Below are 21,709 nucleotides of genomic sequence, written 5' to 3'. Positions count from 1 at the left end.
AATATGTGAAAAAATGTAACTTTCATAGACTATAACGCATTTTTTGTATATAATTGTAAACTGAACTCTATATATAGAATAGGAGCGTACAAAATGAAAAAATGCCTAACACTCTTGTTCAGCATTTTACTACTCATCCCTACCTACACCTCTGCACAAACATCATCAAAACCAAAAGTACTTGTTTTGTATAGTACACAAGACGATAAAGTTTCAAATAATGTCCAAATCCTTAATACTCAATTAGGACATTTTACAAATGATATAACCCTAAAAAACTTAAAAGAAGCAACTTCAATTAATAACGTATCCTCCTATACACATATTGTTTATATCGGTGAAACAAAAGAAGCGTTTTCTGATGAAACGAAACAATTTCTAGAAAACTTCTCCGGTCCTGTATTAGTATTAGGACAAAATGTTGAACAATTATCTAAGCGTTTTTCTTTCATTACATTGAAGAGTGACGATATACGAGTTAATAAAATTGAATATCCAGAAAAGAAGCTAAAAAATACCTTAGAAGAGGAACGATTAATTCAATCATTTGATACGAATGGAACTGTGCTTGCTAACGCTTTAAGCTCAAATAACACTAACCCACTAATCGTTCAGCATGAAATATCTTATTATGTTGCAACACCTAACCTCTTTGACTGGATGTCTCATTACGTCGGTGAAATGTTATTTTCTTATTTCAGCCAAAAACCAACGAAAAATAAAGTTGAAGCTTATTTACGTCTTGAGGATGTTCACCCAGCAGCAGATATAAATCAATTGAAAGAAATTGCTGAATTACTAAAAGAGAAAAAGATGCCTTACATGATTACTGTTATTCCGGTATATAAAGATCCAGATACAGGAAAGATAATACATTTAAAAGATAAACCAGAACTAGTTGATCTTTTACGCTCTATGCAAGATGATGGTGCAGCAATTATTATGCATGGTTATACTCACCAATTTTATGACAGTGAAACAGGTGAGGGCTTTGAATTTTGGGATGTCAAAACAGATCAACCAATTCGCCAACCGAAGCATGAAAAACCGAAGACAAAAGATGACTTTCCAAATATAGAGGCATATAACCAATATGTAAAAAAAGGGGAAGAATTCGAGGGGAAATATACGAAAGATCATATTGAAAAAGGAATTCAAGAACTTGTAGATGCTAAACTATATCCTGTTGCCTTTGAAGCACCTCATTACACGATGTCTCAAAAAGGATATGAAATATTATCAAGGTACTTTTCAACTTATGTAGGACAACTACAGTTAAATGATACAACTTGGAAATCCATGCACTCACCATATTATACAAGTACTCCGTCATTTTTACATGGAATGAAACTATTGCCTGAAACAGTCGGATTTATTGAAGAAGATACGCCACAAACTATTGCTAAAATGAAAGAACGTGCTCTATCTGTTTCTAAATTATCCGATGGGATTATTGGGGCATTTTATCATCCTTACTTAGGTGTGAAACCATTAAAAGAAGTATTAAAGGATCTAGAAAGTATTCCAAATATAGAGTGGATTGATTTACAAAAGGAAAAGAATGAAGTAAAAATGAAAGATATTCATATTACGACGAATAAAGACGGCATTCACGTTGAAAAACCAACCAGTGCGAATGACATAATTGATTATATAAAGCAATATGGCTTCTTCCTTATACTGGGGTTCGTTATCATTGTCTTTCTTTTATTATTAAAACGTGCGAAGAAATTAGAATCCTAATACAAAACCACCGAGCGGAACGCTTGGTGGTTTTTTGTCATATATCAAACCGTGGCATTTTATTAAATACATTCAATTTTCACTTTTTCCGTTACATGATTAAAACTATAATTCTCCTATCCTTTCAAATAAAATCGACTTGTATTTTCATATATTGTTTCTGCAACCTGATCAACAGATATGTTTTTTATAACACTAATTTCCTTTAATACATCTCGAATCATTCTCGGGTGCGTCATAACATCGTCTTGAAATTCCCACGGTCCATCTGTTTCTACCATCATATATTCAAGCGGATAATACGAAACAATTTTTCTAATCTTCTCCTTATGTAAAACATCCGGTGTAATCGAAATATAATAACCATTCTTCATCATCCGTTTCATTGTTTCATCACTTCCTTTAAACCAATGGAAATGTGCACGTGAAACTTTATATTTCTCTAGCAAATCACATACAGTGTCAGCATCTTCATAAACTGCGTGTAATACAATCGGCAAATTATACTTACTAGCTAGTTCTATAAATTTTTTCAATACAGCTATGTATGGATCTACAGCAATGCTTTCATCTTCTTTCCTCAAATAATAGGGCAAACCTACTTCACCAATCGCAACAATTTCCTCTGCGTTCTGTTCAATAAGTTTATAAATCTGTTCACACTCTTCTTTATGAATCTGTTGCTCTGGATGAAACCCTATCGCTGGATATATAAAGGGATACTTCTTCGCTAAAGATAACGTTTCCTTACAAGATTGATAATTCATAGATACAGCAATAAGCCCCTTTATTTCATTACTATTTTCCACCTCTTTCAGTAATCTGTTCTTCTCTTCATCCTTATATTGATCAACATGTATATGACTATCAATCCATTTCATCTTTATGCCCCCATAAAAAAAACAAGAAAGGACTTCCTTTCTTGTTTTAGCATCTATATTATTTAACAATTAAGTTTGTTATGATATCAAATAATCCAATACACACTACGGCAACAGTAAAGTAGCTACAGAAATCTTTAATTGGTAACTTCACTACTTCTTCTTTACGCATCCCATTTTTCTCCCTTCTTACTAGATCCCTAATTATTTTTCTATCTGTATCTATTATGCAAAAAATATGACAAATTTACTATCGAATTAACTTACGTAAACCTTACAATATTGTAAGGTTTATAAAAAGAGCCTCATCTACATACAGATGAGGGCTATTAAAAAGTAGTTGGTTTTCATTCTTCATTTATATTACAAACGGAAAGTAATACAGTGAGACTTTCTAATTACACTATATAAAATTCACTATCTTTTAACCATCGAATTACATTACAGAAGACTTACATGTTTGTAAGCTATGTGTAATGTAATTCGATAGTTTCCCTTACTTATATTTCGTACAATAAAGTTAGAAAGTAAGCCAAATAAGAAGAACACTCAAATAACCAAATTGCATTGCTAGTAGCTACTCTTCTTATACCTTTCAACCATGCTACTACAATGTACCCCCTTCCCCTTTATATAATAAAAAAGCCTTAGTCTATATGGACTAAGGCTTTTTTATTAACTCCTAAAATACCCTTACCTGGTATTTTTATTTTCGACAAAAAATAGCTGGGGGTATATTTTACTATCTCATCGTTAAAAGTTTACTCTTCGCATTTATAGGAATATTTGCAACCTCAATCTCTTCAATCGATTCACCGTAACGTCCTTTTGCAAAAACCTTTAATGCTTCATCTCTCTTTAACATATGCTTAACCGTTTTCTTTATTTTCTGCTCTCTACCACGTTCATCGAATGCAATAAATTCATATTCATACCACTCATCACCAATATGCTGACCAATTGTATTCACAACCGTATAGTATTCTTTCGTCTTATAAAATGGATTATATTTATCGATAACCGGTCCAAGTTTCGTAGGCAGTAACATTACTACTATCACTATCATCGCTATTATAGTAGTGATCATTTTTTTCTTCATAATAAACATTCCTCCTCTGCAGGATATATATACATCCATTTTAAAAAGGGGGAATAAAATCTACTATTGAATCTCATTACATTACACTTACATTTTTGTAAGAATTAAAAAAGGTGAACGAATTTACTCGTTCACCTTTTAGCTTGCTTTAAAGCCACCGCCAAGTACATCACGTACATCATGTATAACAACGAAAGCATCTTCATCTACCCGGCTAATAACTTGTTTTAACTTAACAAGCTCTTGTTTATTAATAACAACATATAAAACTTCTTTATTTTTACCAGTATATCCGCCGCGCCCTTCTAATACAGTAACACCGCGTGTCATATTTTTCGTAATAGCTTCACGAATTAAATCTGGTTGATTCGAAATAATCGTAACAGCCGTTTTTGTATCCATTCCTTCTACAATGAAATCAATCACCTTCGCTCCGATGAACACAGCTACAAGTGTATACATTGCCTTTTCTTGCCCTATTATAAATACAGAACCAGCAATTACAACAATATCAATAATTAGTACGCCTTTACCTACGCTCCAACCTAAATATTGATTTGCTAACCGAGCTAAGATTGCTGACCCTCCCGATGTACCTCCGGCTTTGAACATACAGCCTAATCCAATACCCACAAATAAACCAGCAAATAAAGCTGCTAATAATGTATCACTATTTACATGATACTCAATATGTTCTGTAACGTATAAAAACAAAGATGTTTCTACAATCCCTAAAATTGTATAAATCATTGTTTTCTTATCAAAAAATTTATAACCAATAGCTAGTAAAATTGCATTTATAGCAAAATTCACAATCCCTGGTGACCAATCAAATAAGTAGTACGTAACAACCGTTAAACCAATAATTCCACCTTCCGATAAACGGTTTGGAATTGCAAAGTAATTAATACCAATTGCGAATAATAATGAACCAATTGTAATTAGTGTTATTTCCTTTATACGTTGATTAACCATAGTTCATACCCTCCCCCCATTTGACATTGTATCACTATCTCCTAGAGGTTTAGAAGTGGTTTTTATTCCGCATTTTCCCTCTTAAAAATTGAAATATTATGTTTAAACAGAGGGTTGATTAATTATTCATATTTGCTCTAACTGCACGGACAAATTGCTCCACATTCCCTTTCTGAATATACTTAGCGCGAATGGTTTCATGATTACAAGTAAACTCAAAGTACGGATGAAAATCTATGCTATCTATATGCACATATGAGTACTCTTTAAATGTTGAAGGATAGTAAGGAAATTTCCCGTAAAACAGGAGGCGTCTAGTAGTGGCAACAAAAATTCCATGTTGATAACATAACATGAAATTATCCTTCTCAAAGATCCCTACCACAAAAACTAAAATCTTTTCATCATCATCTACATACTTTTTCATACTCGATAAAAGTTCATTCATGCATATTCCTCCAAATTCTATTCACTGCTTTAACACTTGAAAAGAATCCATGGATATTACAGACCGGTTTAACTCCTTTATAAAGTATGAAACGCGTTTCCTGTCAAAGATATTTCAAAAAAATAATCCGTTATGCGATTATACACATAACGGATTAAGATTAAACTGTAGAGCGTTCCACAAGTTCGTATGGAATTTCCAGCTTTTCTTGTTTAGAACTCTCGTCATTCACTTTTCTATGCAACATTTCAAAAGCAGTTTTCCCTATCTCCTTTAAATTTTGATCAATAGTTGTCAATTGTAACACTTGCGAGATAGGTTGATTATCAAAGCCAATAATCGCTAAATCCTCAGGAACTTGAATCCCTAATTTTTCAACCTCTGTCATAACCCCAATCGCAACTTCATCACCTGCTACTATTAATGCTCCAGGAAGATCCTGCATCTCTTTTAACTTATGAGCCACTTTTACACCATCTTCTAGTGTAAAACATTCTGTAAAAATCCATTCTTCGTTAACCTCTTCATCTATAGATTGCAATTGCTGTTTATAAACATCAAAACGCTTTTGACTACTCGGCCCTAATTTTCTTCCCGTACAATAGCCAATTTTTTTATAACCTTTCTCAATCAAATAATCCATTCCTAATTGAAAGGCCGCTGAATGATTCGTATATACACTTGAGATGTTTGAAATATCATTATCTTCACAAGCAATTATTGTGCCGTAAGAAGCATACGGTTCTATCGTTTCCCAATCATTTGCACGTGAACAAATAATAAGACCATCCAATTGTTTTGTTTTTAACATATGTAAACTTTTCATTTCTTCTTTTTTATTATAATTCGTTTGGCAAAGTAACACTCTGTAATTATGAGTTAACGCAATCTCCATCATTCCGCTCACCATCGCATCAAAACACGGATGATTAATATACGGTAAAATCACACCAACAATATTCGTCTTTCCTTTTGATAAATGAACAGCATTTGCGTTTTGCGAGTAATTCAATTTCTCAACTATCTCTATAACCGCTTTCCTTTTTTCTTCACTTACATATGGGTGATCATTCAACACTCTCGAAACAGTCGTAACTGAAACTCCCGCCATCTTTGCGATATCTTTAATATTAGCCATGCACTCACCTCTATCTTTAAGTTAATGAATCTCATGAACATATGTCAAATCTTCTTATCATTACACCTTCATTTGTTTCTCTTACAAAAGTGTAATTTTTCTGTAAGCTAATTCGATAGTGACTTTCCGCAACATTTCATACAATTAAGTCAGAAACAAGGTAACAACTATTCGAAAAGGAGCGGATTAATATGATGAACAAAATGAAAACGAACAATTTCTTACATACAATGGGCATGGTATTTTCCGCTCTTATCGACGCAAAAGCTGTTGCTTCTACATTAAACAAGTAAGGAGAATATATTATGAATAACATCACTTTTAACAAATTAGATTTTTTAGGACTAGCTAGTGGCTCGCTTCTTCTTACTGCTTTTATTTACGCCGCTACGCTTGTATAACTTTGTGTCCCCTTTATTATAAATAGTAATAGAAAAGACGACCGTCTATGCCCGGTCGTCTTTTCTTATTTTTGATTTGATTGCAAAGCTTCTTTTAACTCCTCAAACTTCTCATTTAATTGATCTGTCATCATTTTCATAGCGGTTTTTCGATCTATTTGTTCTCCAGCCTCAATTTGAATCGGATCTCCAAAAATCAATTTTGCCTTTTTCCCCTTTATTAATTCTTTTACACTTGATGGACCAACATAAGCTGCCGGCACTAAAGGTACATTAGAACGCATCGCAATTGTCACAGCACCCGCTTTTAATGAAACATCTTCCGCTGATCTCGTTCCACTCGGAAAAATCCCTACTACCTTTCCTTCTTTTAATAAACGTGATGGAATTTTAAGTGTACTCGGTCCCGGATTCGCGCGATCTACAGGGAATGCATTTACATTTTTAAAGAACCAATTTTTGAATTTCCCTTCAAATAATTCTTTTTTTGCCATGTAATGAATTTGAGTTGGGTACATCCCTGTAGCTAACATTAATACATCCATAAAACTTGTATGTGTACACGCAACAACATACGGACCACCTTCTGGTAGCTTTTCTCTTCCTTGCACTTCTACTTTCCCAGCTGTTTTAAATATATATTTCAACAAAAATGTAATTGGTTTATACATTTATTTCGTTCCTTTCTAAACATCCGAAGTATAATCATATTCTTACAACAATTATAACACTAAGTTTTAGGAGTTGGTAATAAAAATAAGTATGAATTGTTAAATTTCAATTCTTACAAAAGTGTAATTTTCTTGTAAGCTAATTCGATAGTTACTTCTTACTATATTTCATACAATTAAGTCAGAAACAGGGCAACAATTATTCGAAAAGGAGTCGATTAATATGATGAACAAAATGAAAACGAACAATTTCTTACATACAATGGGCATGGTATTATCGGCTCTTTTCGATGCAAAAGCTGTTGCTTCTACATTAAACAAGTAAGGAGAATGTATTATGAATAACATCACTTTTAACAAATTAGACTTTTTAGGATTAGCTAGCGGCTCTCTTCTTCTTACTGCTTTTATTTACGCTGCTACGCTTGTATAACTTTGTGTCCCCTTTCCCCTTTATATAGAAAAAGACGACCGTCTATGCCCGGTCGTCTTTTTAATTTTTTCTTTCTTTCAACTCTTTTAAAAGCTGTATCAGCTCAGCTTGTTGTTTTATCTTTTTACGACCATTTCGATTAATTGCTGCAAGCTCACAGGCAACTCCGACGGCGAAGAAAAACAATAAACTTTCTAACATGTGAAATCCTCCATTTGCCTATTAAACAGCTTGACGTAATTGTTCTTCTTGTAAAACTCTATTATTTATATTTTCTTCTTTTCTCTGGCAAACGTTATTGCGAATAAGTGCTGCAATAACAAGTACAGTCCCTATAATATCAAACATTGTGATTTGATACCCTTGCATCATCATAATAGCTAAAGTCGTAATTGGTACAAAATTAATAAATAAAATCCCATTAATGGATGATAAAATTTTCACACCGTAGTTCCAAGCAAGTAGCGCTACAATACCTGGCAATGTCATCATAAATAACAAATCATATTTTACAATAGAAATCGTTCCCATACTAGGAACTGAAACATATCCAAGCCACGTAATAATTACCGTTATAATTCCTGTAACAGTCGTACCGAATACACACGTCAACGTAGAATAACGTAATGTTGACCAATCACTACACGTTTGACCACCCATCGTATAAATAACCCAGCCTATAACACCAATAAATATAAATGCTAATGGGAACATATTATCTTTCAATGTTACAAAGAAACTCATGTCACCTTTTGTAATAACAAACACAGCTCCTACAAAAGCAATAACCATACTCGTTATCATATACTTCTTCGGTTTTATATGCTTATATCCCCATAAAATACAAATAGAAATCATCGGCATAAGTGCTTCCATAATGGAAGCTACCATTACACCCGACTTACCCATCAACATTTGCCCTAAAAATATGAGGACATTATATACTGTAAATGCCATCGTTCCAAAAAAGACGAGTAACTTTCCTCTTCCCTCTAAACGAAATGCCTGTTTTCCTTCTTTCACTAACAACAATACAATCAGCATTATCGCCACTGCTCCATAGCGAATAAGCGAAAAATAAAATGGATCTATGTATTCTAGCGCATGATCAGCAACTGGAAACATCGCTCCCCATGACATACTCGCAATTAAACACGCTACAGCCCCTATTATCATTTGACCTCTTCTCACCGCAATCCCCCGTTTCTTTCTATTTGCACAAAGAGAATTGTAAAAGAAAAAATATATCACGTAAAATGATTCAAAATGATGTTAACTATCATTTATAATGATAGTTAACATCAAGGGGGATTACAAAATGGAATTACGAGACTTACAAATCTTTAAAAGCGTTGCCGATCAGGGTAGTGTAAGTAGCGCAGCAAAGGAATTAAATTATGTACAATCAAATGTAACTACACGTATTAAACAACTAGAAAACGAATTAAAAACCCCACTCTTTTACCGCCATAAACGAGGAATGACTTTAACAGCTGAAGGAAGAAAAATGCTCGTTTATGTTAGTAAAATTTTGCAAGATGTCGACGAACTAAAACAAGTATTTTTAGATAGCGAAACACCCTCCGGTATATTGAAAATCGGTACAGTCGAAACAGTAAGTACACTGCCTACCATTTTATCTTCTTACTATAAAAGCTATCCAAATGTCGATTTATCATTACAAGCGGGTCTAACAGAAGAATTAATTAGAGAAGTACTTGATCATCAATTGGATGGCGCCTTTATATCAGGTCCTATTAAACATCCACTAATCGAACAATACGATGTTAGTACAGAGAAATTAATGCTTATAACACAAAATAAAGCCTTTCATATAGAAGAATTTACAACAACTCCTCTACTCGTTTTTAACCAAGGATGTGGATACCGCTCCAAACTAGAACGTTGGCTTAAAGATGAAGGTTTGCTACCAAAAAGAATTATGGAATTCAATATATTAGAGACAATATTAAACAGCGTTGCACTCGGCCTCGGAATTACACTCGTACCACAGTCTGCTGTCCATCATCTTTCTAAAGCAGGTAAGGTACATTGTCATGCAATCCCTGAAAAATACGGCAGTATTTCAACGGTTTTCATACGCCGTAAAGATAGCTATATGACGAATTCAATGCGTAGTTTTTTAAAAACAATTGAAGACCATCATCATATCAATATGCTGTGAAAGACATTCTTACATGAATGTCTTTTTTTCTTACAAAAGTGTAAGTCTTTCGTAAGCTAATTCAATAGTTGCAAGTAGCCATATTTCCTATAATTAAGACATAAGCAGGGCAACAACAATTCGAAAAGGAGCGGATACGCATGATGAACAATATGAAATCAAATAAATTTTTAAATACAATGGGCATGGTGCTATCCGCACTTGTCGATGCAAAAGCTGTTGCAACTACATTAAACAAATAAGGAGAGTTTATAATGAACAACATTACTTTCAACAAATCAGACTTTATCGTACTTGCAAGTGGAGCCACTCTTCTTACGGCTTTTATTTATACACTTGCTCAAGGTCTTGTTTAACACTTTGTTTCCCCAACCCCCTTTATATATAGAAAAAGCTGCTCGTCTTATAGACAAGCAGCTTTTTAGTTTGTTTCATATACAATTTGACCTGTTTTCGTAATATCATATCCGCCAATCGCATTTAATTCATTATGAAATTCTTCCGATTGCAGAATGTCTTTCACAACTTCAATCAACTCTTCATTTTCTTTATTCTTCAAAATTACTAAATCATACTGTTCTTTCATGATTGGAATAAAGTCCACATTTACAATTTGCGAAAACTTTTCTGAACCTACTCCTACATCAGCTTTTCCATTTGCAACTTGCGTGGCAACACCAAGATGATTCGATTCTTCCCATTCATATCCACTAATATCAGCTTTATTTAATTTTTGGATTCGTAATTGTTCATCGACTAACACTCTAATACCAGAACCCTTTTCTCGATTCACAAACTTTATAGTGGACCCGGATATGTCAGCCCATGCCTTTATTCTCTTCGGATTTCCTTTTCGGACATAAAATCCTACATTTCTGGACAATAAATTAATCATAATGCATGGCTGTCCTACTAAAATGCGTTTTACGTAAGGAACATTATATGTACCAGTTTCACCATCAAACAAATGCAAACTAACGATACTTCCTTCTCCTTGATACATTTTCACTAAACTCGTTAAGCTACCTTGATACGCCCTTAAAACATTAGAACTTGGCAAACGATTTTCTATACGTTTAGCTAACATATCTAACGTTAGTTCTTGACCACTAATAATACACGTGTTCAAGATACTACTACCATCGTTTTTTACAGGAGTAACTTGTACCTTTCCTGTTTTCATTTGTTTTATATATTGATCTAAATCTGTTGCATCAATGCGCATCTGTCTACCAACTCTATAAGAAGGAAGTTCTCCTTTTTTAATTAAGTCGTATACAGTTAATTTTGATACTTTTAATCGCTTTGCTACTTCTTCCGTTGTGTAGGAATGATGATCCATAGACGATTCCTCACTTTCTCCTTTCATTGTAACAAAGAAAAGAATATTTCTCCTATTTTTTAAAAATAGATATATGTTCAAATTACATTCAATTATAACTAGTTATATTTAGATATAATTAGTTATAATTAGATGTATCAAAACGAAAGGGGATTTTTTTATGAATAAATTTACATTACGTTCCATCGGGGCACTTATACTTTCTTTCCTTCTTATATTTAGTGCTGCTTGTACAAGTGGGGAAAAGCATACAAAGTCAGCTGCTAAAGAGGATAAAACAGTTGAACTGACTATCTCAGCTGCTGCAAGCTTACAAGATGCATTAAAAGAAATCGAAAAACAATATAAAGAAAAAGAGCCAAATATCAAACTTTCTTTTAACTTCGGTGCTTCTGGAGCACTTCAACAACAAATTGAACAAGGTGCACCTGCTGATTTATTCTTCTCTGCAGCAGAAGATAAATTCCAAACCCTTGTAAAAAAAGGATTCATTAGTGAAAAAGAAGGGAAAAATCTTCTTGGAAATGAACTAGTTCTAGTCATCCCTAAAGATAGTTCACTTACAAAATTTCAAGATTTAAAAGATGAGAAAATCAAAAAAATTGCACTTGGTACACCTGAATCTGTACCTGCTGGCAAATATGCAAAGGCTTCTCTAACACACGAAAACCTTTGGAATGATGTTCAAAATAAAGTCGTATTTACAAAAGATGTTCGCCAAGTGTTAACATATGTAGAAACAGGGAATGTCGATGCTGGCATCGTATACAAAACAGATGCTCTCATTTCGGATAAAGTAAAGATTGGTGAGACAGCAGCAGCTACTTCTCATGAGCCAATCCACTATCCTTTAGGTGTTATAAAGGAATCTAAACATAAGAAAGAGGCGACTTCATTTTATGAGTATTTGCAGTCAAAAGATGCACAATCTATCTTTAAGAAATATGGATTTACAGTTCTGTCGTAATTACTATGAGCATTGATGCTATTTTATCGCCTGTCTTTCTATCTTTAAGAGTAGCTGCGTGCGCCACTATTCTCGTTACAATTTTAGGGACAATTGTCGGGCGAGCACTAGCTCGCTCCTCATGGCGATATAAAGTACTATTAGAAACCATATTTTTATTACCAATGGTACTTCCACCAACTGTTATCGGCTTCTTTCTCATTATCATCTTTGGAAACAACAGCCCGATCGGAAAGTGGGTTGAATCATTATTTCAGCAGTCTATTATGTTCACATCTACTGCTGCGATTATCGCTTCTACAGTTGTTGCATTTCCGCTTATGTACCAATCAGCGAAAACGGGATTTTCTATCGCAAATGTACAAATTGAAGAAAGTGCTCGTGACCTTGGCGCAAGTGAATATCAAGTTTTTCTGCACGTTACACTTCCACTCGCATTTCCTGCCTTACTAAGCGGGATGATTTTGAGCTTTGTCCGCGCGCTCGGTGAGTTTGGTGCTACACTCATGTTTGCCGGGAACATTCCTGGTAAAACACAGACAATCCCAACTGCAATTTACATGGCTATTGATGCAAGTAATATGCAACTCGCCTGGACACTTGTAGTTATTACTATCGGTATGTCACTCGTATTTCTACTATGTATTCAACTTATTAATAAAAGAATCACTAACTCTTAAAGCAGCTTTTGTCGAAGCTGCTTCTTTATTTCTTAGGAAATAAAATATACCAATGGGAAATAACTGAATTTTACCTCTTATTTAAATATACATTTTATTTGAATTCACTTTCTAAAATAGGCAATTTCCTGTTATTATATGGAGGTGTTTCAAAAAATGAAGAAATGAAAACGCATTTATATTGTGAATTCTTCATCCTGTTTTAGCGATCGGTAATCTTCTACTCTATTAGTGGGGCATTACCGATCGTTAGAACGATATGTAACTATATTGGTATAGCAAACCGAAGGGAGTCTTGTAATGGACATTTTATTAGCGCTTCTTCCTGCAATTGCATGGGGAAACATCTTATTAGTAAGCGTAAAAATGGGCGGTGGTGCATATAGCCAAACGGTAGGTATGACAATCGGTGCTCTATTCTTCGCAACAATTATGTATGTATTTACTCAACCAGCTTTAACAATGACAATCTTAATTGTTGGTTTTATTTCAGGTTTATTCTGGGCTTTAGGACAAGTAAACCAATTAAAAACAGTTGAAAAACTAGGTGTTTCAACTACTGTAACGATTTCTACTGGTATGCAACTTGTTGCAACTTCTATCTTTGGGGTTATCGCTTTCCGTGAGTGGACTACTACTACAACGATCATTCTGGGAACGATTGCAATCCTATTAATTGTAGTTGGTGTTGTATTCACATCATTAGATGATAAAGAAAATGCTCAGCCACCTGGACAATTGAAAAAAGGACTTCTTACTTTAATTGTTTCTACTTTCGGCTATCTTGTATATGTAATTATTATTCGTTGGTATAATATTGATGGTTGGTCTGCTATTTTACCACAAGCAGTTGGTATGTTTGTTGGTGCGGTTGTACTGACGTCTAAACATAAACCATTTAACAAATATGCAATCCGTAATGCTTTGTCTGGTTTACTATGGGGAACTGGAAACTTATTCTTACTTCTTTCATTACCACGTGTTGGAGTAGCAACAAGCTTCCCATTATCTCAAACTGGAATCGTTATCTCAACATTTGGTGCGATTGTCTTCTTAGGTGAAAAGAAAACAAAACGTCAATTGATCTTTATTGCACTAGGTAGTGTTTTAATTATCGGCGGCGCTGTATTACTTGGTATGACAAAAGCATAATCTTATATTCTATTAGTAAACCCCTGAAGCATATATGCTTCAGGGGTTTTTCAATTCTAATTATTTTCTAGATATAATTATTTGTATGTTCTTGCCCCTTATAATTGCTCTTCCACTCTAGCAAACCAGCTACACATATAAAGAGATTAATAACAGTTAATATTAGCATGAATTTCCGCCTTCTCATTATCCATTCCATCTACGGTAAGTCTTTTCTTTTTACAACATTCTCTTAAAGATGATATCGTTTTTATAACATATCTCTACTAGAAAGGAATAAAGAATATGCTAACTAAACATCGAATTTTATTTATTGGTGCCGGTCGTATGGCAGAAGCTATATTTTCCGGATTACTTAAAACAAGCAAAGAGTACATCGAAGAAATTATCGTCTCTAATCGAAGCAACGTAGAAAAGCTAAAACAGTTACAACATCGATATAATGTGTCTACTGCAACAGATTGGAAACAGCATGTTACATCTGTTGATACGGTTGTTTTAGCAATGCCACCTTCTGCTCATGAAGAGTTATTAGCTGAGCTATCTCCGTTAATATCAAATCAACTAGTCGTAACAGTCGCAGCTGGCATTGGACCATCTTATTTAGAAGCTAGACTCCCAAAGGGCACGCCTGTTGCTTGGATTATGCCTAATACAGCTGCTGAAATTGGAAAATCTATCTCCTTATATACAATGGGACAATCAGTAAATGAGATGCATCAAGAAACCCTGCAACTGCTTTTAAAAGGTATTGGTACTTCGCAACTTTGTACTGAGGAAGAAGTTCATCAGCTTACTGCAGTTACTGGAAGTGCACCAGCCTTCCTTTATTACTTTGCTGAAAGCTTAATTGAAACAACAAAAAGTTATGGAGTCGATGAAGAAACCGCAAAACATCTTGTCATTCAAATGATTTCTGGCTCTGCTTCTATGCTCGAACAAACGCAAAATCCAGCTAACCTCCGCGAACAAGTAACAACGCCAGGTGGTTCCACAGCTGAGGGTCTCAAAACTTTATACGAATATAATTTTTCAGAGGCAATTCAAAAAGCAGTAGAAGCAACAAACAAAAAAGCTAGGGGGAAATAATATGATTTTAACAAGTTTAAAAGACTATACAACATTACATAACGGTGTAAAAATGCCTTGGTTTGGTTTAGGTGTTTTTAAAGTAGAAGATGGTTCAGAAGTAATTGATTCTGTAAAAGCAGCAATTAAAAATGGCTACCGCAGCATCGATACTGCAGCAATCTATCAAAATGAAGAAGGTGTTGGACAAGCGATTCGTGAATCCGGTGTTTCACGCGAAGAATTATTTATTACCTCAAAAGTATGGAATAGCGATCAAGGATATGAAACAACACTTCAAGCATTTGAAACTACATTAGAGAAATTAGGTCTAGAATATTTAGATTTATATTTAGTACATTGGCCTGTAAAAGGGAAATATACCGAATCATGGAAAGCATTAGAAAAACTTTATAAAGATGGCCGTGTTCGCGCTATCGGTGTGAGTAATTTCCACATTCACCACTTACAAGACGTATTTGAAATTGCTGAAATTAAGCCAATGGTCAACCAAGTGGAATACCACCCACATTTAGCACAAGAAGAGTTACATGCATTCTGTAAAGAACATAATATTCAGCTTGAAGCTTGGTCACCATTAATGCAAGGACAACTACTAGATAATCCAACGTTACAAGAAATTGCGACAAAATATAATAAATCAACTGCGCAAATTATTTTACGCTGGGATTTACAAAACGAAGTTGTAACAATTCCCAAATCAATTAAAGAACATCGCATTATTGAAAATGCAAACATCTTCGACTTTGAATTAAGTGCTGATGATATGAAAGCAATTCAAGCTTTAAATGAAGATCGTCGCGTTGGTCCAGATCCAGATAACTTTAACTTCTAGTAGAAAAACCACTGCCCTATGCAGTGGTTTTTTCGTTTAATAAAACTGAAAATTTAAACTATATTTCATTTAGTTGACACTTCATTATTCAAGGTGTAAGATTTTGAATTATCAAAGAAACACAAAAATTAATAAAATTTATTCGTTTACTCATTGTATCAAGAGAGGTGGAGGGACTGGCCCTTTGAAACCTCGGCAACAGGTTCATTTTGAATACTGTGCCACTTCCTGCAAGCTTTATGCTTGAAAGATAGAATGAGGGACTTCGTTTATATACGGGTGCATAACTTGTACGTAAAAATCCCTCTTTCTCAATATGAAAAGAGGGATTTTTTATTTTTCATTTCCCTCATCATCATCCAAACTTAATTATTTAGGAGGAAAATCAAATGAAAAAGAAGTTTGTACCCGGTATTGCATCAGTTGTAGGAGTAAGTATTTTATTAACTGGTTGCGGTAGTTATAAAAACGAAGCAAGCGGAGCAAATGCAAAAGACGAGGCACCTAGTAAACAGGTTTTAAACTTATCTTCACCTACTGAAATACGAACAATGGATACGGCTCGTGCTACAGATACTGATTCTGGTCAAGTAATGAGAAACGTATTTGAAGGTTTGTATAATCTTGGTGAAGGTAACAAACCTGTTCCTGGTGTTGCAAAATCTCATGAAGTAAGTGGCGATAAAACGAAATACACATTCCAATTGCGAGATTCAAAATGGTCAAACGGCACTCCTGTTACAGCTAAAGATTTTGTGTTCGCTTGGCAAAGAGCCGTAGATCCAGCAACAGCCTCTGAATATGCATTTCTATTCTTTGATATTAAAAACGCAACAAAAATTAACAACAAAGAACTTCCAGCCGACCAACTTGGTGTAAAAGCAGTTGATGACCATACGTTTGAGGTAGAATTGGAGCGTCCTGTTCCGTATTTTATTAGCTTAACAGCGTTCCCAACATTTCTACCAATTAACGAGGAATTCTTTAAAGCACAAGGTGATAAGTACACTTTAGAAGATAATACAATCTTGTACAACGGAGCTTTTACACTAAGCGATTGGAAGCACGAACAAAGCTTTAAATTCAAGAAAAACCCTACCTATTGGGATAAAGATACTGTCAAACTAGAAGAAATCAATTTTAACGTCGTAAAAGAAAAATCAACAGAAGTAAATTTATTCGAGTCAAAACAATTAGATCGTATAAAACTAACATCTGACTTCGTCGATAAATATAAAAAGGATGCTAACTTTAAAGAACGTCCAAACGTAGGCGTACAATTTTTACGTATGAATCAACAAAACAAAGTGCTTCAAAACGTTTCTGCACGCCAAGCAATTGATCAAACAATTGATAGAAAATCCTTTGTAAATACGTTATTAAATGATGGATCTACACCAACATTTGGTCTCGTTCCAAAAAACTTTGCAAAAGGACCTGAAGGAAAAGACTTCCGTACTGCAAATGGCGATTTAACAAAAGTTGATACAAAATCTGCACAAGAGTTATGGAAAAAAGCTAAACAAGAGCTTGGTTCTGAAAAGATAACATTAGAATTATTAACGAGTGATGCTGACCTTGATAAGAAAACTGGTGAATTCTTAAAAGGACAACTAGAAAAGAATCTAGATGGATTAACAGTAAATATAAAACCGCAACCGCGTAAGCAACAAGTTTCGCTTTTATTAAAAGGTGACTACGAAATCGGAATTGATGGCTGGAGCCCTGACTTTGCGGATCCAATTACATTCCTTGAGCTATTTACAACGAATAACCCTTATAACTTAGATCATTACTCTAATAAGGAATTCGATGAAACAATAGCAAAAGTGAAAACAACTTTAGCTGGTGATGAAAAAGCTCGCTGGGAAGCATTACTAGCATCCGAGAAAATATTATTTAAAGACTCTGTTATCGCTCCTCTTTACCAAAAAGGCGAATCTTATTTAGAACGTTCTTATGTGAAAGGAATTGTGCAAGTAGACTTTGCAGGGCAATTAAACTTCAAGTGGGCAAAAATTGAAAAATAAAGTGAAACTTTAATAAGTGGGGGTTTCTTCATCCCCACTTATTATTAGCCCACACCAATTGTTTTTTTAGCAAAATATATTAAAAATAGGTTCTCTCACACATGAGAATCCGCTTTTTCAATATATTATTCTAAGAAATTAACAATCTATTTTTATTATTGACATATAGTTCTTTCCAGTGTTAATATTCTAAATAATCAAAGAAACGAAATATTTCACCATCAAAATATAATGTCTACTACGTTGAAACATATAACGATAGATTATAGATCAACATGTATATACATATAGAACACCTGATTACCTATAAACAAATATTTATAATAGGTTTTATCTCCTTCTATAACTACTTCAAGACATGGACATTATGACGTTACGAACAACACATTTAGGGAGGAACGAACAATGAAGAAAAAAGTTATACCTGTTGTTGCATCTGTTTTAGGGGCAAGTCTATTACTAACTGCTTGCGGGGGAAATAAGGATAATGCAAGCGGAGCGAAAGCAAACGATAAAGCACCTGATAAACAGGCAATTAACTTATCATTCGCTTCAGAAATTCCAACAATGGATGTTGCAAAAGCAACGGATGGGGAATCCATGAACGTAATGCGCAATGTTTTTGAAGGGTTATATGCAATGGGAGAAGATAATAAACCGGTTCCTGGTGTCGCTGAGTCGGTTGACATTAGTCCCGATAAAACAAAATATACATTCCATCTGCGTGATTCAAAATGGTCAAACGGTACTCCTGTTACAGCAAAGGACTTTGCCTTCGCTTGGCAACGTGCCGTAAATCCTGATACAGCAGCTGAATACGCATTCTTATTCTTCGATATAAAGAATGCGAAACAAATAAACCAAAAACAATTGCCAATTGATCAACTAGGGGTCAAAGCTGTTGATGACAAAACGTTAGAAGTACAACTAGACCGTCCTGTTCCCTACTTCTTAAGCTTAACGACATTCTCAACATTCTTACCAATTAATGAAGAGTACTTAAAGTCTCAAGGCGATAAATATGGTTTAGAAACAACTCATTTAATTTACAACGGTGCTTTCACATTAGAGAACTGGAAACATGAACAAAGCTTCCAATTGAAGAAAAACCTTAACTATTGGGATGCTAAAACTGTAAAACTAGAAGAAATCAACTTCAATGTCGTTAAAGATAAGTCTACAGAAGTGAACTTATATGATTCAGGACAAATTGATCGTGTTGCTTTAACTGCAGAGTTTGTTGATAAATATAAGAGCGATCCAAACTTCAAAGAACGCGCTGAAGTCGGCATTCAATTCTTACGACTAAATCAGAAAAATGAAACATTAAAAAATCAACATGCACGCCTTGCTATTAACGGCGCAATGAATAAAAAAGCTTACGTAGAAACAATCTTAAATAACGGCGCGGTTCCAGCTGAAGGAATGGTTCCTGCGAAATTCGCAAAGAGCCCAGAAGGCAACGACTTCCGTAAAGAAAATGGAAATCTAGTCAAGGATGATGTGAAAACAGCGAAAGAAAACTGGAAAAAAGCAAAACAAGAACTTGGTACTGACAAAGTAACAATCGAACTATTAACAAGTGACAATGCTTTAGCTAAAAAGACTGGTGAATATTTAAAAGGTGAATTAGAAAAGAACTTAGACGGATTAACAGTGAACTTAAAACCACAACCACGTAAACAACAGCTAAAACTACTATTAAGTGGTGACTATGAAATTGGTATTGACGGCTGGGGCCCTGACTTCGCTGATCCAATTACATTCTTAGATCTATTTACAACAGATAGTGCTTATAACTTCGATAAATACTCTAACAAAGAGTACGATGAGCTAATTCATAAAGTGAAAACAGATTTAGCTGGCGATGAAAAAGCACGCTTTGAAGCAATGAAGCAAGCTGAAAAAATTCTATTACAAGACGGCGCTGTCGCTCCTTTATACCAACAAGGTCGTTCTTACTTACAACGCTCTTTCATTAAAGGACTTGTAACAACTGACTTCGGTGGTGAATTTAACTACAAGTGGACAGAAGTTGCAAAGTAACAAAAGTAAAAGGTATCCCACGAAGGATACCTTTTTACTTTTATACAACTTTAACTACAGAGCTTCCTCTTCCCTTTGCCATTCCTTTTATAGCTAAAATCATACCTGCTACTAATTGTATAACCAATACAATAACTAATAATGAAATAATATTTCTTTCTAAACTAACTCCTCCAAATATTATTGTATAATAGCCATTTCCTGCATATATTGCAGGAAATAATTCACTGATTGTTTGGTATGTTTTAGAAAGCATTTCATGTGGTACAATTACACCCAAACTTACAAGTTGTAACGATAGTGAGATGATATTGAAAATCATACCTGCATCTCCAAAAACAGTTACAACCATTTGTGTTAATGAAAGAAAGGCGAAGAAGACTATTGTCAATAATCCTCTTTTCCTTCTTTTTGCATTGAACCAAAACTCATTATACATATAAACACAAACATCAAATATGTTCTCCACGTCAAAGAAGGTATATGCCCTGACCAAAGATACCTAACTAAATAATTAACTCCCATAATACAAGACGATATTACTAAACAAATACTTATTAGTTTTACATATTTGAGCATATCTTTTCTCCTTATTCTTTATTTTTCTACTTCTTCAAATTGTAGATTCACCGGCTCTTCTAAAAGTGTTTCATAAAAGTTCTCTGCCAAATCTGTTGAAGGAATTTTTTCATCTACTTCATCAAATCGAATACTATCTAGCCACACACAACCTTCTCCTGATAATAAAACACCAAATGCAATACCAAGTGCTTCTTCTTTTATATCTAATACAACCGAGTACGATTGCCAGTTATTCGTATTTTTAATGGGGCGATTTTGCATATTATCCATAGCGAGCGATTCTGTATCTTTTCCATCTACTCGCATCCACAATCCTGCCCAATCTCTTACATTTTCACTCTTAATAAATGCTGTAAAACGTAATCTCTTTCCTACATATTTATCCGCTCGGAACATTTGCATTAATGTTGAAAATCCTCCGTGCGTAACATTCTCTTTTGCTTTTATGTATGCAGATACTTTCCCCTGATGGACAACTTCATAATCTAAACCCATCTCATATTCAGCAGGATGACTTCCACTTAAGATCCATCCTTTCGGTATACCTTTTTGCATTGAAACACCCTCTCTTTCTATATAAAATGACTGAAAGTACTTTCGATATTTCTTTGGTGGCAATTGAAACATTCTTTTAAAAGCTCTCGTAAATGCCTCTTGTGAGGAAAAACCGTATTGCACTGCAATATCAATAACAGCTCTCTCCGTTGACACTAAAACTTGCGCAGCATGAGTTAACCTTCTCTTTCGAATATAATCTGTTACACTCATCCCAACATATCTTTGAAAGATGCGATGAAAATGGTACATCGATACTGCACTGTGAGATGCCACTCTTTCTGTTGTAAGCTCCTCATGTAAGTGATTCTCTATATATTCAATTGATTTTTTTATTATCTCTTTATATTCTTCATGCATTTTAGCCCCTCCTCACAACTTCAATTTACCATATACATACAAATCTTTTTTGATTTAAATTGCGGATTAGCCCTTGCAACTACAGAATAATAATTTA

General features: G+C 34.4%; 24 protein-coding genes and 1 riboswitch. Of the genes, 12 read left to right on the top strand and 12 right to left on the bottom strand.

Annotated features, from left to right (window positions below):
- Nucleotides 1-93 precede the first annotated feature (93 nt).
- Nucleotides 94-1,743 (top strand): DUF2334 domain-containing protein, encoded by a 1,650-nt coding sequence (locus ACXKY9_RS01165; protein WP_000710604.1) that lies wholly within the window; start codon nt 94-96, stop codon nt 1,741-1,743.
- 116 nt (nt 1,744-1,859) lie between these two features.
- On the opposite strand, the gene ACXKY9_RS01160 is transcribed toward ACXKY9_RS01165, so the two are convergent.
- The 5 genes from ACXKY9_RS01160 to ACXKY9_RS01140 form a co-directional block, all read right to left on the bottom strand.
- The gene (locus ACXKY9_RS01160; RefSeq protein WP_000871065.1) at nt 1,860-2,624 is read right to left on the bottom strand and encodes a TatD family hydrolase; all 765 of its coding nucleotides are present in this window, start codon (nt 2,622-2,624) and stop codon (nt 1,860-1,862) included.
- 742 nt (nt 2,625-3,366) lie between these two features.
- Entirely contained in the window at nt 3,367-3,723 is a 357-nt protein-coding gene (locus ACXKY9_RS01155) for a YxeA family protein (protein ID WP_000728422.1), read from the bottom strand.
- A 138-nt stretch (nt 3,724-3,861) separates the two neighbouring features.
- Nucleotides 3,862-4,698, bottom strand: a complete 837-nt coding sequence (locus ACXKY9_RS01150; RefSeq protein ID WP_000248040.1) for a YitT family protein — start codon at nt 4,696-4,698, stop codon at nt 3,862-3,864.
- A 118-nt stretch (nt 4,699-4,816) separates the two neighbouring features.
- A complete protein-coding gene (locus tag ACXKY9_RS01145; RefSeq protein ID WP_001004251.1) occupies nt 4,817-5,146 on the bottom strand; it encodes a PH domain-containing protein in 330 nt (109 codons plus the stop codon).
- Nucleotides 5,147-5,306: 160 nt separating this feature from the next.
- Entirely contained in the window at nt 5,307-6,284 is a 978-nt protein-coding gene (locus tag ACXKY9_RS01140; protein WP_001273899.1) for a LacI family DNA-binding transcriptional regulator, read from the bottom strand.
- A gap of 305 nt (nt 6,285-6,589) precedes the next feature.
- Between ACXKY9_RS01140 and ACXKY9_RS01135 the strand changes: the two genes are divergently transcribed.
- A complete protein-coding gene (locus ACXKY9_RS01135) occupies nt 6,590-6,685 on the top strand; it encodes a DUF3948 family protein (protein WP_001060007.1) in 96 nt (31 codons plus the stop codon).
- 65 nt (nt 6,686-6,750) lie between these two features.
- Here ACXKY9_RS01135 and ACXKY9_RS01130 read toward each other — a convergent pair whose 3' ends face one another.
- Nucleotides 6,751-7,356: a lysophospholipid acyltransferase family protein gene (locus ACXKY9_RS01130; RefSeq protein ID WP_000277777.1), complete on the bottom strand. Its 606-nt coding sequence runs from the start codon at nt 7,354-7,356 to the stop codon at nt 6,751-6,753.
- A 337-nt stretch (nt 7,357-7,693) separates the two neighbouring features.
- On the opposite strand from ACXKY9_RS01130, the gene ACXKY9_RS01125 reads away from it, so the two are divergent.
- Nucleotides 7,694-7,789, top strand: coding sequence for a DUF3948 family protein (locus tag ACXKY9_RS01125; RefSeq protein ID WP_001060007.1), 96 nt, complete (start codon nt 7,694-7,696; stop codon nt 7,787-7,789).
- Nucleotides 7,790-7,849: 60 nt separating this feature from the next.
- Here the strand turns inward: ACXKY9_RS01125 and ACXKY9_RS01120 are convergent, their stop codons facing one another.
- Together ACXKY9_RS01120 and ACXKY9_RS01115 are read right to left on the bottom strand one after the other, a co-directional pair.
- Nucleotides 7,850-7,990, bottom strand: a complete 141-nt coding sequence (locus ACXKY9_RS01120) for a YrzO family protein (protein WP_000894065.1) — start codon at nt 7,988-7,990, stop codon at nt 7,850-7,852.
- A 21-nt stretch (nt 7,991-8,011) separates the two neighbouring features.
- Complete coding sequence (locus ACXKY9_RS01115) at nt 8,012-8,980, bottom strand: DMT family transporter (RefSeq protein ID WP_002100652.1); 969 nt, start codon at nt 8,978-8,980, stop codon at nt 8,012-8,014.
- A 127-nt stretch (nt 8,981-9,107) separates the two neighbouring features.
- On the opposite strand from ACXKY9_RS01115, the gene ACXKY9_RS01110 reads away from it, so the two are divergent.
- On the top strand, nt 9,108-9,974 hold the full coding sequence (locus ACXKY9_RS01110) for a LysR family transcriptional regulator (protein WP_000423040.1): 867 nt from the start codon (nt 9,108-9,110) through the stop codon (nt 9,972-9,974).
- A 254-nt stretch (nt 9,975-10,228) separates the two neighbouring features.
- The gene (locus ACXKY9_RS01105) at nt 10,229-10,330 is read left to right on the top strand and encodes a DUF3948 family protein (protein WP_001060022.1); all 102 of its coding nucleotides are present in this window, start codon (nt 10,229-10,231) and stop codon (nt 10,328-10,330) included.
- A 65-nt stretch (nt 10,331-10,395) separates the two neighbouring features.
- On the opposite strand, the gene ACXKY9_RS01100 is transcribed toward ACXKY9_RS01105, so the two are convergent.
- Nucleotides 10,396-11,316, bottom strand: a complete 921-nt coding sequence (locus ACXKY9_RS01100) for a substrate-binding domain-containing protein (RefSeq protein ID WP_001987638.1) — start codon at nt 11,314-11,316, stop codon at nt 10,396-10,398.
- Nucleotides 11,317-11,476: 160 nt separating this feature from the next.
- Between ACXKY9_RS01100 and modA the strand changes: the two genes are divergently transcribed.
- From modA to ACXKY9_RS01065, 7 genes are all read left to right on the top strand, one after another.
- Nucleotides 11,477-12,283, top strand: coding sequence for a molybdate ABC transporter substrate-binding protein (gene modA / locus ACXKY9_RS01095; protein ID WP_001032229.1), 807 nt, complete (start codon nt 11,477-11,479; stop codon nt 12,281-12,283).
- A 5-nt stretch (nt 12,284-12,288) separates the two neighbouring features.
- A complete protein-coding gene (gene modB, locus ACXKY9_RS01090; RefSeq protein ID WP_000020526.1) occupies nt 12,289-12,963 on the top strand; it encodes a molybdate ABC transporter permease subunit in 675 nt (224 codons plus the stop codon).
- A gap of 300 nt (nt 12,964-13,263) precedes the next feature.
- The gene (locus tag ACXKY9_RS01085) at nt 13,264-14,115 is read left to right on the top strand and encodes a GRP family sugar transporter (RefSeq protein WP_000353544.1); all 852 of its coding nucleotides are present in this window, start codon (nt 13,264-13,266) and stop codon (nt 14,113-14,115) included.
- 285 nt (nt 14,116-14,400) lie between these two features.
- Entirely contained in the window at nt 14,401-15,204 is an 804-nt protein-coding gene (gene proC, locus ACXKY9_RS01080) for a pyrroline-5-carboxylate reductase (RefSeq protein ID WP_000956278.1), read from the top strand.
- A 1-nt stretch (nt 15,205) separates the two neighbouring features.
- Complete coding sequence (locus tag ACXKY9_RS01075; protein ID WP_000604194.1) at nt 15,206-16,039, top strand: aldo/keto reductase; 834 nt, start codon at nt 15,206-15,208, stop codon at nt 16,037-16,039.
- Nucleotides 16,040-16,191: 152 nt separating this feature from the next.
- Nucleotides 16,192-16,296, top strand: a riboswitch (SAM riboswitch).
- 132 nt (nt 16,297-16,428) lie between these two features.
- On the top strand, nt 16,429-18,069 hold the full coding sequence (locus tag ACXKY9_RS01070) for a peptide ABC transporter substrate-binding protein (RefSeq protein ID WP_000726486.1): 1,641 nt from the start codon (nt 16,429-16,431) through the stop codon (nt 18,067-18,069).
- Nucleotides 18,070-18,474: 405 nt separating this feature from the next.
- Nucleotides 18,475-20,115 (top strand): peptide ABC transporter substrate-binding protein, encoded by a 1,641-nt coding sequence (locus tag ACXKY9_RS01065; RefSeq protein WP_000730943.1) that lies wholly within the window; start codon nt 18,475-18,477, stop codon nt 20,113-20,115.
- Between the two features lie 40 nt (nt 20,116-20,155).
- On the opposite strand, the gene ACXKY9_RS01060 is transcribed toward ACXKY9_RS01065, so the two are convergent.
- The 3 genes from ACXKY9_RS01060 to ACXKY9_RS01050 are packed head-to-tail and all read right to left on the bottom strand — an operon-like array spanning nt 20,156 to nt 21,612.
- On the bottom strand, nt 20,156-20,506 hold the full coding sequence (locus ACXKY9_RS01060; RefSeq protein WP_000156942.1) for an ABC-2 transporter permease: 351 nt from the start codon (nt 20,504-20,506) through the stop codon (nt 20,156-20,158).
- Nucleotides 20,503-20,694, bottom strand: a complete 192-nt coding sequence (locus ACXKY9_RS01055; protein WP_000922533.1) for a hypothetical protein — start codon at nt 20,692-20,694, stop codon at nt 20,503-20,505. The genes ACXKY9_RS01060 and ACXKY9_RS01055 overlap by 4 nt, the downstream gene beginning before the upstream one ends.
- Nucleotides 20,695-20,712: 18 nt before the next feature.
- Nucleotides 20,713-21,612 (bottom strand): helix-turn-helix transcriptional regulator, encoded by a 900-nt coding sequence (locus ACXKY9_RS01050; RefSeq protein ID WP_000544204.1) that lies wholly within the window; start codon nt 21,610-21,612, stop codon nt 20,713-20,715.
- Nucleotides 21,613-21,709 lie beyond the last annotated feature (97 nt).

It is taken from the genome of Bacillus sp. 2175 (genome assembly GCF_057812155.1).
This window is presented reverse-complemented; position numbering and strand designations above follow the sequence as displayed.